The 18,202-nt window shown below is 68.9% G+C and carries 16 protein-coding genes; 5 read left to right on the top strand and 11 right to left on the bottom strand.

All coding sequences use genetic code 11. The features are described from left to right. Positions 1-41 precede the first annotated feature (41 nt). On the bottom strand, positions 42-542 hold the full coding sequence (locus K9D25_RS07630; RefSeq protein WP_244450259.1) for a tripartite tricarboxylate transporter TctB family protein: 501 nt from the start codon (positions 540-542) through the stop codon (positions 42-44). A gap of 260 nt (positions 543-802) precedes the next feature. Then, positions 803-1,813, bottom strand: coding sequence for a Bug family tripartite tricarboxylate transporter substrate binding protein (locus K9D25_RS07625; RefSeq protein WP_244450258.1), 1,011 nt, complete (start codon positions 1,811-1,813; stop codon positions 803-805). A 723-nt stretch (positions 1,814-2,536) separates the two neighbouring features. On the opposite strand from K9D25_RS07625, the gene zwf reads away from it, so the two are divergent. The 3 genes from zwf (at position 2,537) to edd (ending at position 6,869) form a co-directional block, all read left to right on the top strand. After that, positions 2,537-4,012 carry a glucose-6-phosphate dehydrogenase gene (zwf, locus tag K9D25_RS07620; RefSeq protein WP_244450257.1) on the top strand — a complete coding sequence of 492 codons (1,476 nt, stop codon included), beginning with the start codon at positions 2,537-2,539 and terminating at the stop codon, positions 4,010-4,012. Positions 4,013-4,247: 235 nt separating this feature from the next. Next, on the top strand, positions 4,248-4,940 hold the full coding sequence (gene pgl / locus K9D25_RS07615) for a 6-phosphogluconolactonase (protein WP_244450256.1): 693 nt from the start codon (positions 4,248-4,250) through the stop codon (positions 4,938-4,940). Positions 4,941-5,030: 90 nt separating this feature from the next. Then, positions 5,031-6,869, top strand: coding sequence for a phosphogluconate dehydratase (gene edd, locus K9D25_RS07610; RefSeq protein WP_244450255.1), 1,839 nt, complete (start codon positions 5,031-5,033; stop codon positions 6,867-6,869). A 155-nt stretch (positions 6,870-7,024) separates the two neighbouring features. On the opposite strand, the gene K9D25_RS07605 is transcribed toward edd, so the two are convergent. After that, positions 7,025-8,110 carry a DUF2125 domain-containing protein gene (locus K9D25_RS07605; protein ID WP_244450254.1) on the bottom strand — a complete coding sequence of 362 codons (1,086 nt, stop codon included), beginning with the start codon at positions 8,108-8,110 and terminating at the stop codon, positions 7,025-7,027. Positions 8,111-8,329: 219 nt separating this feature from the next. On the opposite strand from K9D25_RS07605, the gene K9D25_RS07600 reads away from it, so the two are divergent. Continuing rightward, complete coding sequence (locus K9D25_RS07600) at positions 8,330-8,887, top strand: gamma-glutamylcyclotransferase (RefSeq protein ID WP_244450253.1); 558 nt, start codon at positions 8,330-8,332, stop codon at positions 8,885-8,887. 115 nt (positions 8,888-9,002) lie between these two features. Here the strand turns inward: K9D25_RS07600 and K9D25_RS07595 are convergent, their stop codons facing one another. The 4 genes from K9D25_RS07595 to ftsE form a co-directional block, all read right to left on the bottom strand. Then, positions 9,003-9,326, bottom strand: coding sequence for a hypothetical protein (locus tag K9D25_RS07595; protein WP_244450252.1), 324 nt, complete (start codon positions 9,324-9,326; stop codon positions 9,003-9,005). Positions 9,327-9,415: 89 nt separating this feature from the next. Continuing rightward, positions 9,416-10,102: a YdcF family protein gene (locus K9D25_RS07590; RefSeq protein ID WP_244450820.1), complete on the bottom strand. Its 687-nt coding sequence runs from the start codon at positions 10,100-10,102 to the stop codon at positions 9,416-9,418. Between the two features lie 14 nt (positions 10,103-10,116). Then, on the bottom strand, positions 10,117-11,133 hold the full coding sequence (locus K9D25_RS07585) for a cell division protein FtsX (RefSeq protein ID WP_347881469.1): 1,017 nt from the start codon (positions 11,131-11,133) through the stop codon (positions 10,117-10,119). After that, the gene (gene ftsE, locus K9D25_RS07580) at positions 11,126-11,785 is read right to left on the bottom strand and encodes a cell division ATP-binding protein FtsE (RefSeq protein ID WP_244450251.1); all 660 of its coding nucleotides are present in this window, start codon (positions 11,783-11,785) and stop codon (positions 11,126-11,128) included. Before ftsE ends, K9D25_RS07585 begins: the two co-directional genes overlap by 8 nt. Positions 11,786-11,977: 192 nt before the next feature. On the opposite strand from ftsE, the gene hpt reads away from it, so the two are divergent. Further along, positions 11,978-12,565 (top strand): hypoxanthine phosphoribosyltransferase, encoded by a 588-nt coding sequence (gene hpt, locus K9D25_RS07575; protein ID WP_244450250.1) that lies wholly within the window; start codon positions 11,978-11,980, stop codon positions 12,563-12,565. 154 nt (positions 12,566-12,719) lie between these two features. Here hpt and K9D25_RS07570 read toward each other — a convergent pair whose 3' ends face one another. The 4 genes from K9D25_RS07570 to K9D25_RS07555 all read right to left on the bottom strand — a co-directional run bounded on the left by K9D25_RS07570 (position 12,720) and on the right by K9D25_RS07555 (position 18,113). Next, positions 12,720-15,548, bottom strand: a complete 2,829-nt coding sequence (locus K9D25_RS07570) for a TIGR02302 family protein (RefSeq protein WP_244450249.1) — start codon at positions 15,546-15,548, stop codon at positions 12,720-12,722. A gap of 159 nt (positions 15,549-15,707) precedes the next feature. Then, on the bottom strand, positions 15,708-16,976 hold the full coding sequence (gene lysA, locus K9D25_RS07565; protein ID WP_244450248.1) for a diaminopimelate decarboxylase: 1,269 nt from the start codon (positions 16,974-16,976) through the stop codon (positions 15,708-15,710). A 13-nt stretch (positions 16,977-16,989) separates the two neighbouring features. After that, positions 16,990-17,199 (bottom strand): LPS translocon maturation chaperone LptM, encoded by a 210-nt coding sequence (lptM, locus tag K9D25_RS07560; protein WP_244450247.1) that lies wholly within the window; start codon positions 17,197-17,199, stop codon positions 16,990-16,992. A 95-nt stretch (positions 17,200-17,294) separates the two neighbouring features. Then, the gene (locus K9D25_RS07555) at positions 17,295-18,113 is read right to left on the bottom strand and encodes an exodeoxyribonuclease III (protein ID WP_244450246.1); all 819 of its coding nucleotides are present in this window, start codon (positions 18,111-18,113) and stop codon (positions 17,295-17,297) included. Positions 18,114-18,202: the final 89 nt, after the last annotated feature.

Below are 18,202 nucleotides of genomic sequence, written 5' to 3'. Positions count from 1 at the left end.
ATGGGCGCTATCCCCTTGGGTGGCCTTCTTGTCTGTCCGGATCAGAGACCGAGCATGGCCTCGACCGGCCCCTTCGGGAGCGGGATCAGGAACCACCGTTCGAGCGTGATGTAGAAGAAGGCCGGGACGCCGAAGGCGACGGCCAGGGAGAGCGGCCAGCCATAATGGCCGAGCCAGACCATGAAGAGGACGATGAGCGCCACCGAGGGAATGTAGATTCCGAGGAAGGGCACCAGCGCCACATAGATGCAGGCGGGGATGAGAACCTTGAGCACCTGAACCAGCTGCTGGTTCTCGGCGAAGATCTCGTCCGGGTCTTCGCGCAGGCCCGACACCACATTGATGACGCTGCACACGCAGATGATGAGGCCGACATAGAAGGGGAAGAAGCCGGCCTGCGGACCGTCCGAGCCCCACCCGAAGCCGACGAGGACGCTGCCGTAGAGAACGATGAGGCCGAAGACCAGGGTCAGCAGCGCCGTGCCGACTTCTACGGCGCGTTGCTTGGGCCCCGACTCGGCTCCGTGGTGAGACTGTTCCATCGCGATGTCTCCGAAAATCCGCGCAAAAGCCGGGCCGGCGGGACAAGGCCCGTCGACGGCACACTGGCGCCAGCCCGCTGAATGATTGTTGTTATGTCCCGGCCGGGATGCGGCCCGGCGGAGACGAGGAGCCGTCTCCGCCTTTCCGCCGCGCATGCCGCGATCCGGTCGAGGATCGCGCGGCCGGCCCGTGAGGATCGCTGTTAGGGATCGCCCTTAGAGGGTCGGCCGTGCTCGGGGCTACGCCATCACAAGGCGTATCAGTTGCCGGCGATGAAGCCAGCCGCCGTCATCAGGTCCTTGTGCGTCTTCTCGGACTGGTCGAGCCACGCCTTGAACTCGTCGCCAGCCATGAAGGTCTGGTTGAACGCGCCGTCCTTCATGAGCTGCTGCCACTCGGGGGTCTCGCGCACCTTCTTGAACAGGTCGACGAAGTAGGCCACCTGCTCCTGGCTCACGCCCGGGGGCATGAAGATGCCGCGCAGCATGAGATATTCGACGTCGAGGCCGGCCGACTTGCAGGTCGGGACCGAGGACCAGGACAGATCGCCGAGGATCTTGTCGGTGTAGGGGAGCGGCTTGGAGTCGAACACGCAGAGCGGGCGCACCTTGTCGCCGCGCCACTGGGAGACGGCCTCGATCGGGTTGTTCACGCTCGAATTGATGTGGCCGCCGACCAGCTGCACCGCGACCTCGCCGCCGCCCTTATAGGGGATGTAGGTCATCTTCTTGCCGAGCGCCTTCTCGATGGCGACGGTAATGATCTGGTCTTCCTGCTTGGAGCCGGTGCCGCCCATCTTGAAGGTGTTGTCCGGCGCCGCCTTGATCGCCGCCTCATATTCCTGGGCGGTCTTGTAGGGCTCCTGGGCATTCACCCACAGCACGAATTCGTCGAGCGCCAGCATCGCGACCGGGGTCAGGTCCTTCCAGTTGAAGGGAATGCCGGTGGCGAGCGGGGTGGTGAACAGGTTGGAGAGCGTGATGACGATCTTGTGCGGATTGCCCTTGTTGCTCTTCACGTCGAGGAAGCCCTCGCCGCCGGCGCCGCCCGACTTGTTGATGACGACGAGCTGGGTCGACATCAGGTCGTGCTTGGCGATGATGCCCTGCAGCGTGCGGGCCATCTGGTCGGCGCCACCGCCGGTGCCGGCGGGAACGATGAACTCCACCGGCTTGGTGGGCTCCCAGGCGGCTGCGGCGGGCAGCATGGACAGGGCCGTCATGCCAAGAGCGGTCACGGCGCCGAGGCCGAGAGCATGCAGATGTTTCATTTGGCGTTTCCTTCCCAAAGGGTTTTGGCGAACGGCCGACTCATTGGCTGGTCGGCTCTTTAGTTTGGGTCCCACCGCACACCGTTTGGCGGGGCGAGACCTCGATAGCCGGGGGCGTTGTTGTGTCTCTCCGCCGGATATTCTGTGGAATAACTTGTACCAAGAATAAGCCGAAGCCAAGCGATAATTCTAAAGTTCAATGGTGCATCGCAAGGTCAACTGGCATTACGTATTATGATTATTATGTATTTGGCATACCAACTGTGGCATACGGCATACTTTATAAAGTACGTGCGAATACGTTATTACTCAAACCATTGAACAAAAAGCGCTTTTTATCCGCACCTAAGCACCGTTTCGGCTCATTTCCCTTAAGTCGTCCGTGCCCAAACGGAGGATCAGCGCGAGCCCACCTCCACGCGCACCCTTAGACGCGAATACTTGCCCAGCCGGCTTCCGCCCGATTTCGCCCCGAACTCGCCCACTTTCTCGCCATATTGTTGCGTTGCAACACACTTTCCGCACGGGCGGAAAGGGAGAGCCGCCGCTGAATCGGCTCCACCCCCGCCCCGGCGCCACGACCGCCACAGGGCACCCGCGCCGGTCGCGGCGCGGAATCGTTTTTGCTAGGAGTCGCGTGAAACGACTCCCCGCCCCCAGGGGCACGAGACGGACCGACCCACCTCCCGTCCCACCGCGGGACGCCATGGAGACACAGTCCATATGACCAGCCGCGTAATTCCGGTGGCGCCCTTCACCCTCACCGTCTTCGGGGCGACGGGCGACCTTGCGCGCCGCAAGCTGATTCCCGCCCTGTTTCATCGCGATCTCGACGGGCAGCTTCCCGACGACGCGACCATTATCGGCGTCTCCCGCCGCGCGCTCAGCGACGAGCAGTTCCGCGCCTTCGCCCGGCAGGCGTTGACCGACCACATTCCCGGCAGCGAGCTGGAAGGGCCGGAGGTGGACCGCTTCCTCGCCCGCCTCTCCTATGTCGCCGCCGATGCCGACGCCGACGGGGGCTGGTCGGAACTGGCCCAGCGCGTCGAGGCCTTCCCCGAGCATATCCCGGTCTATTATCTCGCCACCGCCCCGCATCTCTTCGGCCCGATCTGCGAGCGGCTGGGGAAATACGGCCTCGCCGAAAAGGGCCGCGTCGTCATCGAGAAGCCGATCGGCAAGGATCTGAAGTCGGCGGTGGCGCTGAACCAGCAGGTCGGCCGCATCTTCCCGGAAGACCGCGTCTACCGCATCGACCACTATCTCGGAAAGGAGACGGTGCAGAACCTGATGGCGCTGCGCTTCGCCAACGCCCTGTTCGAGCCGCTGTGGAACAACGCGCATATCGACCATGTGCAGATCACGGTCGCCGAAGCGCTGGGTGTGGAGGAGCGCGCCGGCTATTACGACACGGCCGGCGCCATGCGCGACATGGTGCAGAACCATATCCTGCAGTTGCTCTGCCTCGTCGCCATGGAACCGCCCGCCTCGCTCGACGCCGACGCGGTGCGCGACGAGAAGCTCAAGGTTCTGCGCGCGCTCAAACCCATCGACGACCAGAACATGGCCGCCGTCACCGTGCGCGGCCAGTACCGCGCCGGCGCCTCGGCGGGCGGTGCGGTGCCCGGCTATCTGGATGAGCTCGGCTCCTCCACCAGCAGCACCGAGACCTTCGTCGCGGTGAAGGCGGAGGTGGAGAACTGGCGCTGGGCCGGCGTGCCGTTCTATCTGCGCACCGGCAAGCGGCTCGCCTCGCGCGTGTCGGAGATCGTGGTCGGCTTCAAGCCGGTGCCGCATTCGGTGTTCGACGCCAATGTCGGGCCCATCGAATCCAACCGCCTCGTCATCCGCCTGCAGCCGGATGAGGGCGTGAAACTGTGGCTGATGATCAAGGATCCCGGCCCCGGCGGCATCCGCCTCACCCATGTGCCGCTCGACATGAGCTTCGCCAAGGCGTTCAAGGTCCGCAACCCGGACGCCTATGAGCGGCTGATCCTCGATGTGGTGCGCGGCAACCAGACCCTGTTCATGCGCCGCGACGAGGTCGAAGCGGCGTGGAAATGGGTCGATCCGATCCTGGAAGCCTGGCGCAACGCCAAGGAGCCGCCGCGCCCCTATACCGCCGGCACCTGGGGGCCCTCGGCCGCCATCGCCCTCATCGAGCGCGACGGCCGCACGTGGCTTGAAGACGGCGCCTGACCGGCGCCCTTGGCTTGAAGACGGCGCCTGAGCGGCGCCTTTGGCTTGAAGACGGCGCCTGAGCGGCGCCGGCCGTGACCACCGCGCCCCGCCGGGACCCGTGGGCGCTCAACCAGACGTGCGGCGGCCGGCCTCCGGTCGTCGCACAACTGCCCTATACTGAGCGCAGGCGCCTCAGGCGCCGCGATCCGTAGAGGCGCCGGCTGGGGCCGGCACGAGAGGGAGACTGCCGGGCATGCCGGAACTGCACGAGTTGAAGGACAGCGCCGAGGTGGCGCGCGCGGTCGCCGATTTCGCCAGCGCGGCGCTCGCCGCCCGCGTCGCCCGCAGCGGCATGGCCAGCCTCGCCGTCTCCGGCGGGCGTACCCCCACCCGCTTCTTCGAAGAGCTCTCCACCCGCGACCTGCCCTGGGACAAGATCGCCGTCACCCTGGTCGACGAGCGCTGGGTGCGCGAGACCTCCGACCGCTCCAATGCGAGGCTGGTGCGCCAGCATCTGCTCCAGAACAAGGCGGCGGGCGCGAAATTCGTGCCGCTCGCCAATGACGCCCCCACCCCGGAAGAAGGCCTGTTCGCCGTCAACGAGGCGCTGGAAGATATCTCCTGGCCGCTCGCCTGCGCCATTCTCGGCATGGGCGACGATGGCCACACCGCCTCCTTCTTCCCCGGCGGCGACCATCTGAACGAAGCCATCGACCCCGACGCGCCGCTGGGCCTCATCCCGATGCGCGCGCCCGATGCTGGCGAGCCGCGCATCACCCTCACCTTGCCGGTGCTGCTCGCTGCCGACGCGCTTGCTCTGCATATCGAGGGCGAGGCGAAAAAGCCGGTGCTGGAAAAGGCGCTGGGCGAGGGCCCGGCGACCGAGATGCCGATCCGCGCCGTGCTGCGGGCCAAGCCCGCGCTCGACATCTTCTGGTGCCCATAAGGCCGGTACCTGCTTCGGCGGCCCGCCCGGGCCGCCGCCACCGAAGACCGGCCGGACCTGCCGGCCGCCGACGACCCTGAGGAGAGCCGCATGGCCATTGCCATTCCGTCCCATGTGAATGCCCGCATCGGCGAGGTCACCGCGCGCATCGCCACGCGCTCGCGCGACGCCCGTGCGCGCTATCTCGAACGGATCGCAGAGGCCGCCGAGCGTGGGCCGAGCCGGGCGAAGCTCGGCTGCGCCAACCAGGCGCATGGCTTCGCCGCCTGCGGCCCCTCGGACAAGGCCATGCTGCGCGAAGGCACCGGCGCCAATCTCGGCATCGTCACCGCCTATAACGACATGCTCTCCGCCCACCAGCCCTATGAGACCTATCCGGCGCTGATCCGCGCCGCTGCCCGCCGCGCCGGCGGCACGGCGCAGGTGGCCGGCGGCGTGCCCGCCATGTGCGACGGCGTCACCCAGGGCGAGGCCGGCATGGAATTGTCGCTGTTCTCGCGCGACGTGATCGCGCTCTCCACCGCCGTCGCTCTCTCGCACCAGACCTTCGACGCCGCCGTGTTCCTCGGCATCTGCGACAAGATCGTGCCCGGCCTCGTCATTGGTGCGCTGGCCTTCGGCCATCTGCCGGCGGTGTTCATCCCCGCCGGGCCGATGACCTCGGGCCTGCCCAATGACGAGAAGGCGAAGATCCGCCAGCTCTTCGCCGAAGGAAAGGTCGGCCGCGACGCGCTGATGGAGGCGGAAAGCCAGTCCTATCACGGGCCGGGCACCTGCACCTTCTACGGCACCGCCAACACCAACCAGATGATGATGGAGATCATGGGCCTGCATCTGCCCGGCGCCTCCTTCGTCAACCCCAACACGCCTCTGCGCGAGGCACTGACCACGGCGGCGGCAGAACGCGCCATGGCGATGACCGCGCTCGGCAATGATTATGTGCCGGTCGGCCGCATGCTGGACGAGAAGGCCTTCGTCAACGGCATTGTCGGCCTGCACGCCACCGGCGGCTCGACCAACCACACGCTGCACATCGTCGCCATGGCGGCGGCGGGCGGCATCACCCTGACCTGGGACGACTTCTCCGACCTCGCCGAGGTGACGCCGCTGCTCTGCCGCGTCTATCCCAACGGCAAGGCGGATGTGAACCACTTCCACGCCGCCGGCGGCATGGGCTTCGTCATTCGCGAACTGCTCGCCGACGGCAAGCTGCACGCGGATGTGGAAACCGTTTGGGGCGGCGGGCTCGGCGCCTATACGCAGGAGCCGGTGCTGCGCGAGGACGGCACGCTGGGCTGGCGCGAGGGCGCCGAGGCGAGCGGCGACACCGCCGTGCTGCGCGGGGCCGGGGAGCCGTTCCAGCCCACGGGCGGGCTCAAGCTGCTCTCCGGCGAGCTCGGCCGGGCGGTGATCAAGACCTCCGCCATCGCTGCCGAACGCCACATCATCGAAGCGCCGGCGCGGGTCTTCCACAGCCAGGAGGAACTTCAGGCCGCGTTCAAGGCCGGATCGCTCACCGGCGACTTCATCGCCGTGGTGCGCTTCCAGGGTCCGAAGGCCAATGGCATGCCGGAGCTGCACAAGCTGATGCCGCCGCTCGGCGTGCTGCAGGATCGTGGGCACAAGGTCGCGCTCGTCACCGACGGGCGCCTCTCCGGCGCCTCCGGCAAGGTGCCGGCGGCGATCCATGTCACCCCGGAAGCCGCCGATGGCGGCGCCATCGCCCTGATCCGCGATGGCGACCTGATCCGCCTCGACGCGGTGGCCGGCACGCTCACCGTGCTGGTGGAGCCGGAAACATGGGCGGAGCGCGCGCCGGCTCCGGCCAATCTCGCCCCCTCCCATGTCGGCGTCGGGCGCGAACTCTTCGCCGCCTTCCGCGCCTCGGTCGGCACGGCGGATACGGGCGCGAGCATCTTCGCGGTGTGAGGAGCCTCGATCGGGCATCAACGTCATCCTGAGATGCCCGGCCGTCGGCCGGGCCTCGAAGGATGGATAGAAGATGCGCGGAAATCATCCTTCGAGGCCGCCTTCGGCGGCGCCTCAGGATGACGTATGCCCCCGATTGAGGGCGCGGCCCCGCCTCAGTACAGCGGGCCGATCTTGCCCAGCGGCAGCACGCCGAGCATCACCTGCCCGTTGCGGAACACGAAGGGGAAGGAACTCGCCTTCTGCCCATCCACCGTGGTCGGCATGCCCGCCATCATCATGGCCGGCGCGAGGTTGGCGAGGAAATCCGGTAGCAGCCCCGCCGCCGCCATCGCCGCGAACAGGGGCTGCGCCTTCACCACGGCGAGGTCGACTCGCCCGTCCGGGCGATGCTGCGCATCGAGGCCGAGCTCGCCGGAGGCGCTGAGCGCCCCGCCGCCCCCGGTGATGCGGGCGAGTTGCAATTGCACCCGCCCGCCGGCCTGCTGCCACAGCGCTAGGCGCTCGGCGGCGGGCATGGAACGGAAGGGCGGGACCTGCGTCACGCTCGCCTGCATCTCGCCATCGACCGACTTCGCGGCCTGCGCCGCCGCCTGGGCGGCGGCGACGCCGGCGGTGCGGGGCGTGGCGCTCAGCGCCATGCCGCTGGCGCCGGTGAAGCCGAGCGCGATGTCGAGCGTGCCGGCCGCCTCGCCGGGATGGTGGCGCACATGCAGCTCGGCATGGCGGGCGGAGAACACCGTCGTTCCGCCCTCGGCGAGGGAATAATCATTGGCCGAGATCGAGACACGCTCGGCGCGGCCATCACGACCCACGCCGCTCACCTGCAACAGCGACCAGTTGGCGGTGATCTCGCGCCCGCTCGTGCCCTGTGTCAGCACGGAGGGCCCCTCGAACTCGGCGATGATGTGCTGGGGGTTCCATACCTGCGCCACCGCATGGGCGCGGGTCATGCGCGCGGTCCACGGCTCGGGACCGGTGAAGGTGACGGTCGGCGCGTTGCAGATCAGCTCGAAGCGGAAGGGAAAGCCGCCGAATTCGCGGCTGGCGCAGGCCCAGTTCCGCCCTTCCGCCGCCTCGCGGGCGATCCAGGCGTCGATTTCCGCGTCCGCCCGGCCGGCACCCCATTGCCAGACGAAGGACCAGCCAATGCCCAGCAGCACGAGCGCGGCGAAGGGCAGCGCGATCAGCCACCGGCGGCGGGGAGCGGCCGGAGCGGGGCGGGCATCGGATGAGGTCATGGGCGGACTCCAGTGGCAGGCCGGCGCAGGCTCGGACGCCGATACGGCAGGCTTAAGGCGCGAGGGCACTGAGGGTTCCCCGGCGCGGCCCGGTGTGGGTTTAGGTCATGCGCGGCGCTTGCGCCAGAACGCGGAGCCGGGCAAGCAGAAGCGGCGCGCGGCGGTGGCGCCGATTCCCCCCGCTCGCCGTTCGTCGTCAGAGCCTCGCAGGTGCCCGCCATGCCCGCCGCCGGCCACGCCCTCCATGCCTTCGCGCCCGGCGAACCGCTCTGGGTGTTCGGCTATGGCTCGCTGATGTGGAATCCGGGCTTCGCCTATGAGGAGCGCGTGCCCGGCAAGCTCATCGGCGCGCATCGGTCCTTCTGCGTGAAATCGGTGCATTGGCGGGGAACGCCGGAAAAGCCCGGCCTGGTGCTCGGCCTCGACCGCGGCGGCGCCTGCGTCGGCATCGCCTTCCGCGTCGCGGCGGAACAGGCGGAGGCGACGCTCGCCTATCTGCGCGAGCGCGAGCAGGTCACCAACATTTATCGTGAAGCCGTGAGGCGGGTGTGGCTGAAGGATGGGAGCGCCCGCGCCGTGCCGGCGGTGGTGTTCTTGGTCGATCGCGGCCACGCGCAATATGCCGGGCAGATCACGGCCGAGGAGCGGCTCCATCTCATCCGCCAGGGGCACGGCGTGGGCGGGCCGAATGCGGATTACGTCACCGCCACCGCCCGGCATCTGGCCGAACTCGGCATTCGCGACGAGGAGATCAACTGGCTTGTCGCCCGGCTCTAGCGTTTTCGAGCGAAGCGGATGCCGGTTCGCGTGAAGAACACGCGACAAAACAAAGAACTAGATCATTTCACTGTTTCCGTGAAACGGTGAAAGGATCTGCGCCCGGACAGGCCGCTCACATGGGCGCCAGCGTGCCGCTTTCGGCGTCGGGCAGCACGCGCAGGTGGATTTCCTGCGCCCCGGTGGCCATGGCGGCGCTGCGGGCCTTGGCGCCGGCCGGGCCGGCCCACACCGGAATGCGGCGCGTGCCTTCCATCCGTACCGCGATGGCGACGGCGGCGGGGTAGTCCGGCGCCTCCTCCGCGGCATAGACGGAATAGACCTGCCGGCGGCCATCAGTGCCGCGCCAGAGGCGGAAGCGACGCGCCAGCAAACCGCTGGCGCTGAGCGGGCCGGCATCCTCAAGCGAATCAAAGCGGGTGGTGTCGCGTGTCATCATGGGAACAAATCTAGAACATCTGTTTGCGGCGTCAACACTGTCTGTGGAGGAATCCGCGAAGATGCTGAAGGTTCCCTTGACAAGCCCCGTTAAGGGGCTGGTAACCGCCCCGTTTCACGCATTTGCGATGTCACCGCCGGCCAGGCGCGCACCCCGAGCGAGGCGGCGAGGAACTTGACATATTCCACCGCCAGCAACCGCAGACCGGCCAGGGTCGGCCTGCTGTTCTCCTCCGCGCGGCGGGGCACGACGGGATAGGGCACCAGCGTGATGCCGGGCGTGGTGCGGCGCAGTTCCACCAGCGCGCGCGGCATGTGCCAGGCCGAGGTGACGACGAGCAGCGAGCGGAAATGCTGCGCCTTGGCCCATTCGCCGGCCTCGATGGCGTTGCCCTGCGTGTTCAGCGCCGAGCGGCCGAGCTCGACGCAGCATTCCAGCGCCTCGCGCGTCGCCGGCACGGTGCGCACGATCTCACTGAGCGTGGTGTCGGGATGCACGCCGGTGATGAGCAGGCGCTTGCCCCGCCCTTCCAGCAGGAGATTGGTGGCTTCCGCGATGCGCTCGGACCCGCCGGTCAGCACCACGATGCCGTCCGCCGCGCGCCCCGCCTGCGCCTCGCGGCCCTCGATCCCGGCGACGAAGACGACGAAGCCGGCGAGCAGGGCGAGGAGCGCCGCCAGCGGCACGGCGGCAATGATCCACAGCCACGGCCAGCGGCGGGAGCGGCCGGAGCGGCCCGGCAGGGGCGCGCGGGCGGGATCGGAAGGGGAGAGCATGGACACGGCGCGCCCTAGCTGATGCCACGCAGCGTGCGGTAGACGGTCAGCCGCGAGGTCAGCGTCGTCACCAGCGCTACCAGCACCGCCACCCCGACAATGCCGCCATAGCCGCGCGCGTCGATGGTCATCGCGCCGACAAAGGTGTCGACCTGCTGGTCGACGCGCAGCCAGGACGGCACGGTGGAGCCGAGGAAGAACAGCGCCACCGCCGCGCCGCCGCCCACCGCCGCGCCCTTGAGACCGACGGTGAGGAAGTGGCGCTGGAACTCCGACACGATGAAGGTGTCGCGCGCCCCGACGAAATGCAGCACTTCCACCACGAAGCGAGCCGCCTCCACCGCCGCGCGGGTGGCCACCGTCACGCACAGCACGGTGGCGGTGGCGACCAGCGCCAGCACGGCGAGGCCGATCGTCATCGCGGTGCGCGTGGTGGCGGCGAGCCGCTCGGCCCAGAGCCGGTGGTCGTCGAGACTGGCGGAAGGTACCTGCCGCGTCAGCGCCTCGCGCAAGGCGGGCAGGGTCTGCGCATCCGCCGAGGCGGCCAGCGTCACCGTAATGAGCCGCGGCACCGGCAGATTGGCGAGATCGAGCCCGGCGCCCAGCCAGGGCTCCAGCAGACGGGCGGTGGCGGCGGGGTCGAGCGCCTTCGCCTCGGCGATACCCGGCGTCGCCTTGGCGATTTCCACCGCCTTGGCCAGCGCGGCGTCGAGATCGAGCCCGTCGCCCGGCTTGATCTCGATCGTCGCCTCGCGGGCGATGTCGGCGGTCCATTCGGCCGCGACATTGCTCACCGCCGAGACCGCGCCGATGGTGATGCCAGCGAGAAAGGTCATGATGGCGATGACCGCGATCAGCGCCCGCGTCGTCACCGTCGTGCTGGGCACGATGGGGCGCTGCGCCGCCGATTTCGCCGTGGAGGGGCCGGGGCCGGGCCGCGTCGCCCGCTCGGCCTCGGGCGCGGCCGGTGCCCGCAGGCGCCCCGCCACCGCCGCCAGCCGTCCGGATGCCGTGGGTCGTTGCTCAGTCATAGACGGTCAGCCGCCCCTGATTGATGACGAGGCGGCGCGCGTCGAACTGGTCCATCAACCCGATGTCATGGGTCGCGATCAGAACCGAGGTGCCGCTCTTGTGCAGTTCGAGGAACAGGCGCAGCAGACGGCGCGCCAGGCTGGGATCGACATTGCCCGTCGGCTCGTCCGCCAGCAGGATTTCCGGCCGGCTGATCAGCGCGCGGGCGATGGCGGCGCGCTGCTTTTCACCGCCCGAGAGCACCGGGGGCAGCACATGCATGCGCTCGCCCAACCCGACCCAGTGCAGCAGCTCGGTCACTTCCGCACGATAGCTCGCCTCCTCGCGCCCCTGCACGCGCAGCGGCAGCGCCACATTCTCATAGGTGCTGAGGTGGTCGAGCAGGCGGAAATCCTGGAACACGATGCCGATGCGCTGGCGCAGCGCCGCCGTCTCGTCCGGCGCCAGCTTTGCGGCATCGCGCCCGAAAATGGTGATCAGCCCCCGCGTCGGCCGCAGCGAGAGGAACAGCAGGCGCAACAGCGTCGTCTTGCCGGCGCCGGAAGGCCCGGTGAGAAACTGGAAGGAATGCGGGGGAATGCCGAAGGTGACATCCCGCAGAACCTCCGGGCCCATGCCGTAGCGCAGGCCGACATTTTCGAAGCGAACCAAGACTCAATCCTTCGACGGGACATGCCGCCCGCTGATTCTGATGGCGCGACCTCTAACATAGCGTGTGCGCGGCGTCGCAAAAGACAGGCCTCGCGAGCCGGTAATGGGAAACCCGGCTGGACGCGCGAGGACGGCCCGTTCATCCTGCCGGCAAAGCACAGGGTGTGTCACCTGCCGCGCGAGAGGAAGCCGATGACCGAAGAAAATACCGCCGCAACCGCCACCGAAGCCGGGCATCCCTATCACGATGCCCGGATCGAGGTGCTGTTCGACGCCGCCACCATTGCCGAGCGCAACCGCGAGCTGGTCGAGGAGATCGTCGGGGCGGCGCCGGAGAAGCTGGTGGTGATCGCGGTGCTCAAGGGCAGCTTCGTCTTCGCCGCCGATCTCATCCGCTCCATGCACCATGCCGGGCTGGCGCCGGAGGTGGAGTTCATCACCCTGTCGAGCTACCGCGACGCCCGCATCTCCTCCGGCCATGTCACCGTGCTGCGCGACATCGAAACCGATGTGCGCGGGCGCGACGTGCTGCTGATCGACGACATCCTCGAATCCGGCCGGACGCTGGCCTTCGCCAAGGACCTGCTGGCGGCGCGCGGGGCGCGCCGGGTGATGGTGTGCGTGCTGCTGGAAAAGCCGCACAAGCGCGCGGTGCAGATCGAGGCCGATTTCGTCGGCTTCAAATGCCCGGACTATTTCGTCGTCGGCTATGGCATGGATGTCTCCCACGCCTTCCGCCAGCTGCCTTTCATCGGCTACATCCCCGAGGCGGAGAAATAGTGGCGGCGGCACACGCCGGCACGCATGGCCCTACGTCATCCCGGCGGCGGCGAAGCGGAGAGCCGGGCCCGAGCCCGCTTGCGGGGCCCGTCTGCCAGCATCGGCAGCCGATCCCGGATACGGCCTGCGGCCGTTCCGGGATGACGGACCGACCTCAGAAGTCGCGCAGCAGCCGTTCCAGATAATCAAGTTCGAGGCGCGGCCGGTCGGGCTCGCCGAAGCGACGGCGTAGTTCTTCCAGAACGCGGCGGGCGCGCTGCATGTCGATCTCTTCCGGCACCTTCACCGTGTTGTCGTCGCCATAGTCGCGCGAGCGCATCGGCCGGCCCAGCGGGTCGGTGCGCTCGGCGGTCTGGCCGGACGGGCCGCCCGGCCCCTCGCCGCCGGGACCGCCCTGCTGTTGCTGCATCGCCTCGGCCATCTGCTGGGCACCACGGCGCAGCGCCTGCAGCGCCTCGCTCTGGGCGTCCACCGCGCCGGTGCCGTCGCCCTCGCCCAGCGCCTGTTCGGCCTCGCGCATCGCCTGTTCGGCCTGACCGAGACCACCGTCGCCCGGTATGCCCTGACCCTGCCCTTGACCCTGGCCGCGTCCCTGCTGGCCCTGTTGACCCTGCCCCGGCTGGCCCTCGCCGTCCTGGCCCTGCTGCTGGCCTTGCTGACCTTGCCCCTGCTGACCCTCACCTTGCTGGCCCTGCTGGCCCCGGTCGCGCATGGCCTGCTGCATCTTCTCGCGCAGCTGGCGCAGCTGCTCGCGCAACTGCTCCTGATTCTGCTTCAACTCGTTGAACGCTTGGTCCTGCTGGCCCTCGCGCCCTTCCTTGAAGGTGCGGTCGCGCAGCTGCTGCTGGCGGCGGATCATGTCGCCGAGCTGGTCCATGGACTGGGACATCTGGCTCTGCCCCTGCTGCTGGCGCTGCTGCTGTCGCCCGGCCTGCAGGCCGTTCAGCATGTTCTGCAGCTCGCTCAGCATCTGCCTGGCCGCGTCGCGGGCGCCGTTCTTCGCCATGTCCTCGATGCGGTCAAGCATCTTTTGCAGGTCCTGCGGACGGACCGTGCGGGTGTTGGGGTCCATCGGCTGGTTGTCGGCGCGGTTCGGGTTGCGCTGCGCCTCCTCGGCGAGCGCCTTCATGAACTCGTTCATGGCGTCGCGCAGTTCCTGCGTCAGCCGCGCGATCTCCTCCTCGGAGGCGTTGTTCTCCAGCGCGTTCTGCAGGGCCTGCTGGGCGTCGCGCAGCCGCTTCTCGACATCGGAGAGGTCGCCATCCTCGATGCGGACGGCGACTTCCCAGAGATAGTCGACCACGCCGCGCAGATCCTCGTCGCTGCGGGCATTGGCGAGGCGGAAATAGGCGGTGCGCAGGCCCATATACTGCGAGGGTTCAGGCGTGAACACTTCCGGCGCGATGGCGAGCGCGTCGAGCGCCGCCTGCACCCGCTCGCGCTCATTGGCGTCGAGCGCCAGCAGGCGCCGCTCCTCGATCAGCGCCCGCGCCAGCGGGTTGGAGAAACTGCGCTGCGGCAGGGTGAAGCTGCGCGGCTTGGACTGGCCGACATTGCCGGCCTGGTCGCGCGCCACCAGCACCATTTCCACCTTCGTGCCGGCCCAGGGATTCTCGGTGAAGTCCTTGGTGGTCTGCCCGGTCGCCGCGCGGGAGCGCCCGCCGACCAGCGGCAGCGGAAAATTCGGCGCGTCCACCAGCGGACGCGGCGCGGCGGGCGCCGGCGCATTCTTCAACGCGTGCAGCGGCGGGGCCGGCGGCAGGGCGGTGAAGCGCGCCTCGGCGCTGGCGATGCCGTAATCATCCTCGGCCTTGTAGCTCAGCGACAGCGCGTTGTTGCCGGAGGCCTGCGGCTCCTTGGTCAGTTCGATGGTCGGCGGCGCATCCGGCTGGGCGCGGAAATGCCAGGAGACGAAGCGCCCGTCCGGCGCCTCGATGCGGGCGCTGCCATCGGCGGCGATGACGAAGCGCCGCTCGTCACCTGAAGCCGCCGCCGTCGGGGTGGCAGCGGAAGGGGGAGCGGAGGCAGAGGGTGCCGCGCCCGTCGTAGGCACCGGCGCCTCGCCTTCCCGAGGCGCGGCGGCCGCGAGGCCGCCCTGCGTCACCAGCTTTGCATCGGCGAGGCCGATGATGCGCACCACCAGCTCGCTGCCGGCCGGCACGGTCATCGCGCTCGCTTCAAAGGTGCCGCCGGCATCCAGCGGTGCGGCCGCCGTTCCCTGCGCCACTTCCTGCGAGCGCAGGCCCGGCAGCAGGATGGGCGCGCGGCCGGTATAGCCGGGCGGCGTCACCCAGGCGTCCACGCGGTAAGGCTTGGGCGGCACCAGCTCCGCCCAGTCGAAGGCGGAGGCGATACGGCGCAGATGCTCGCCCGGCACCATGAAGAAGGTGGCGATCACGCCCAGCAGCACCAGCGCCCGCAGCGCCCGCCCATCGCGGGCGGCGACGCCCGGCGCGGGCATGCCGACGCGCAGGCTGCCGATCTGCGCCGCCATTCGCGCCAGATGCGCCCGCCACAGCGCGGCGCCGACGGGATCGTCGGGCTTGGAGGCGAGATGGTCGGACAGGGCGGTGGCCGGCCGGTGCGGCAGATGGCTCTCGCGGTCGAGCCGCGACAGCGCCTCGCCGGCGGAGGGCGGGCGGATTCGGAAGGCCGGCACCAGTGCCAGGGCGAACAGGGCGGCGAAGAGAGCGAGGCCGATGATGCGGCCGAGCGGCGGCAGTGCCAGCCACAGGCCGAGCCAGGAGGCGATGAGGAACACGCCGAGCGCCGCCGCGACGGCGACGATGGCCGGCCAGACCCGCTCCCACAGCAGCACGCCGCGCGCGCGCCGCAGCGCCGCGCCCATGCGCTCCTCGGTGGCGCGCAGCTCGGTCGGGCGCTGCTCGCTCGGCCGGGTGTCCGCCCGCGCCCGCTCAGCACGCGGATTCACCTCCGCCGCCGGGCGGCCCTCGCCTTCCGTTCCATCCGGTGTTGCCGTCACGCGGCCGACCTCCGACGCTCTCAGGTCCACACCAGCCCCAAGGTCACCTTAACATGGCGAGGCGGGCGCGCCAGTCCTGCCGCCGGAACGGGCAGGCTCAGCCCATCATCACCTTGTGAGCGGGTGCGGCGGCCCGAGGGACGGAAGGCCCGGCCGGCTTCAGGCCAGCCAGCCGGGAATCCGGTCGAGCGCGATCAGCTCATCCACCTCGACGCGCGGACGCACGACCGCGAATTCCCCGCCCCGCGCCAGCACTTCCGGCACCAGCGCGCGGGTGTTGTAGGTGGAGGCCTGCACCGCACCATAGGCGCCGGCGGTCATGACGGCGATGAGATCGCCCGCCTTCAGCCCCGGCAGGCGCCGCCCCAACGCCAGGAAATCGCCGGATTCGCACACCGGGCCCACGACATCCGCGACCATCTGCCCCTCGCCGGGTACCGCCTGGCGCACGGGCAAGATTTCGTGATGCGCGTCATAGAGCGTCGGGCGGATCAGATCGTTCATCGCCGCGTCGACGATGACGAAGTGCTTGCCCTCGCCTTCCTTCACATAGAGCACGCGGGCGACGAGGATGCCGGCATTGGCCACCAGCATGCGCCCGACCTCGAAGACGAGGCCGAGGCCAAGATTATGCGTGTGCCGCTTGACCAGCGCCGCATAGGCCGACGGCAGCGGCGGCTCCGCCTCGCCGGCGACATAGGGCACGCCGAGCCCGCCGCCGAGATCGAGATGGGTGAGCGGATGGCCCTCGGCCATCAGGTCGCGGGCGAGTTCCACCAGCAGCGCGGTGGCATTGTCGAACGGGCCGAGATCGGTGATCTGGCTGCCGATATGCATGTCGACGCCGGTGATGCGCAGCCCCGGCAGGGCGGCCGCATGGCGATAGACCTCGCGCGCCCGCGACACCGGAATGCCGAACTTGTTGTCGGACTTGCCGGTGGAGATCTTGTGGTGGGTCTTGGCATCCACATCCGGGTTGACGCGGATCGAGATCGGCGCCGCCACCCCGTGGCTCACCGCGACTTCCGAGAGGGTGAGCAATTCCGGCTCACTCTCGACATTGAAGCACATGATGCCGGCATCGAGCGCCGCCGCCATTTCCTCGCGGGTCTTGCCGACACCGGAGAACACGATCTTGTGCGGCTCCACGCCCGCCGCCAGCGCGCGCTTCAATTCGCCGCCCGAGACGATGTCCGCCCCCGCGCCGAGCTTGGCGAAGGTGCGGATCACCGCCTGGTTGGAATTGGCCTTGACCGCGTAGCACAGCGTGGTGCGCATATCGGCGAAGGCGTCGGTGAACACGCGGTGGTGCCGTTCCAGCGTCGCCGTGGAATAGGCATAGAACGGCGTGCCGACCGCGCGGGCGATATCGACAAGGCTCACATCCTCCGCATGGAGGATGCCGTCACGATAGGCGAAATGGTGCATGGCGCTTCGGTGGTCAGAGCAGGCCGTCGAGGATGAAAGGCTGTTTCGGCTTCACCGGGCCGGTATCTTTCGGCACCTTGCCGTCCGGCCCGGGCTGCGCCTGCGGCGAACCGGGCGGCGGCTCCAGCGGGCCTTTCACGCCACAGCCGCCCAGCGCCAGCGCGCCACCGAGCGCGAGCGTGAGAGCGAAGGTGCGGCACAGGCGGGAGAGAGCGCGGGACAAGGAGGCTTCCTCGGCTGGGTCGGATCGGGTTCAGGCGCAACCTATAACGCCGCTTGCGGAAAGGCGAGGCCCGCCGCGCAGGCGCGTCGCCGCCGTCAGGCGTCGAAAGTGGCGATCACGGGCACATGGTCGGAAGGCCGCTCCCAGCCGCGCGCCTCGCGTAGCACGGTGAGTGCGCGCGCGGTCGGCGCCAGCGCCGGGGTCGCCCACACATGGTCGAGCCGGCGGCCGCGATTGGAAGCCGCCCAGTCGGCGGCGCGGTAGCTCCACCAGGTGAAGAGCTTCTCCTGCGGCGGGATGAAATTGCGCATCACATCCACCCAGTTTCCCGCCGCCTGCAGCCGTTCCAGCTTCTCTACCTCGATCGGCGTGTGGCTGACCACGTCGAGAAGCTGCTTGTGGCTCCACACATCCGCTTCCAGCGGCGCGATGTTGAGATCGCCCACCAGCACCGAGCGCGCGGCGGGGTCCTGCGGGTGCAGATGCTCCCAGGCGGTCGCCTCATCGAGGAAGGCGAGCTTGTGGCGGAACTTCTCGTTCACGTCAGGGTCGGGAATATCGCCGCCGGCGGGGATGTAGAAATTATGGATGGTGAGCGGCGCGGAAAGACCGGCCTCGCGGCCAAGCACCACCGAAATGTGCCGCGCATCGCCCATGTCGCAGAAGCCTTGCCGGCTCACCGCCTCGAAGGGCCGCTTCGAGAGGATGGCGACGCCGTGATAGCCCTTCTGTCCGTGAATGGCGGCGTGGGGATAGCCGAACTTTGCCGCCTCCTTCAGTGGAAAGCGGTCATCCGGCGTCTTGGTCTCCTGCAGGCAGATGACATCCGGCTGGTGTTCCTCGGCGAGCTTGGCGACGAGCCCGATGCGCAGGCGCACCGAATTGATGTTCCAGGTGGCGATGGAGAGCGTCAAAGCGAGGAGACCTGTCGAGGGGCGGGAATCGGCGGCGACACTAGAGCATTTTGCCGGGAAGGGGAGTCTGCCGCGCGCGTGTCTGCGTC

This window comes from Ancylobacter polymorphus (assembly GCF_022836935.1).
GTDB classification, from domain to species: Bacteria; Pseudomonadota; Alphaproteobacteria; order Rhizobiales; family Xanthobacteraceae; genus Ancylobacter; species Ancylobacter polymorphus_A.
The sequence above is the reverse complement of the archived record's forward strand: the minus strand, read 5'-3'. Positions and strand labels throughout refer to the sequence as shown.

Bases quoted from the DNA above. Each gene is read 5' to 3' on its own strand.
- K9D25_RS07630 (WP_244450259.1), bottom strand. From the start codon at position 542: ATGGAACAGTCTCACCACGGAGCCGAGTCGGGGCCCAAGCAACGCGCC.
- K9D25_RS07625 (WP_244450258.1), bottom strand. From the start codon at position 1,813: ATGAAACATCTGCATGCTCTCGGCCTCGGCGCCGTGACCGCTCTTGGC.
- zwf (WP_244450257.1), top strand. From the start codon at position 2,537: ATGACCAGCCGCGTAATTCCGGTGGCGCCCTTCACCCTCACCGTCTTC.
- pgl (WP_244450256.1), top strand. From the start codon at position 4,248: ATGCCGGAACTGCACGAGTTGAAGGACAGCGCCGAGGTGGCGCGCGCG.
- edd (WP_244450255.1), top strand. From the start codon at position 5,031: ATGGCCATTGCCATTCCGTCCCATGTGAATGCCCGCATCGGCGAGGTC.
- K9D25_RS07605 (WP_244450254.1), bottom strand. From the start codon at position 8,110: ATGACCTCATCCGATGCCCGCCCCGCTCCGGCCGCTCCCCGCCGCCGG.
- K9D25_RS07600 (WP_244450253.1), top strand. From the start codon at position 8,330: ATGCCCGCCGCCGGCCACGCCCTCCATGCCTTCGCGCCCGGCGAACCG.
- K9D25_RS07595 (WP_244450252.1), bottom strand. From the start codon at position 9,326: ATGATGACACGCGACACCACCCGCTTTGATTCGCTTGAGGATGCCGGC.
- K9D25_RS07590 (WP_244450820.1), bottom strand. From the start codon at position 10,102: ATGCTCTCCCCTTCCGATCCCGCCCGCGCGCCCCTGCCGGGCCGCTCC.
- K9D25_RS07585 (WP_347881469.1), bottom strand. From the start codon at position 11,133: ATGACTGAGCAACGACCCACGGCATCCGGACGGCTGGCGGCGGTGGCG.
- hpt (WP_244450250.1), top strand. From the start codon at position 11,978: ATGACCGAAGAAAATACCGCCGCAACCGCCACCGAAGCCGGGCATCCC.
- lysA (WP_244450248.1), bottom strand. From the start codon at position 16,976: ATGCACCATTTCGCCTATCGTGACGGCATCCTCCATGCGGAGGATGTG.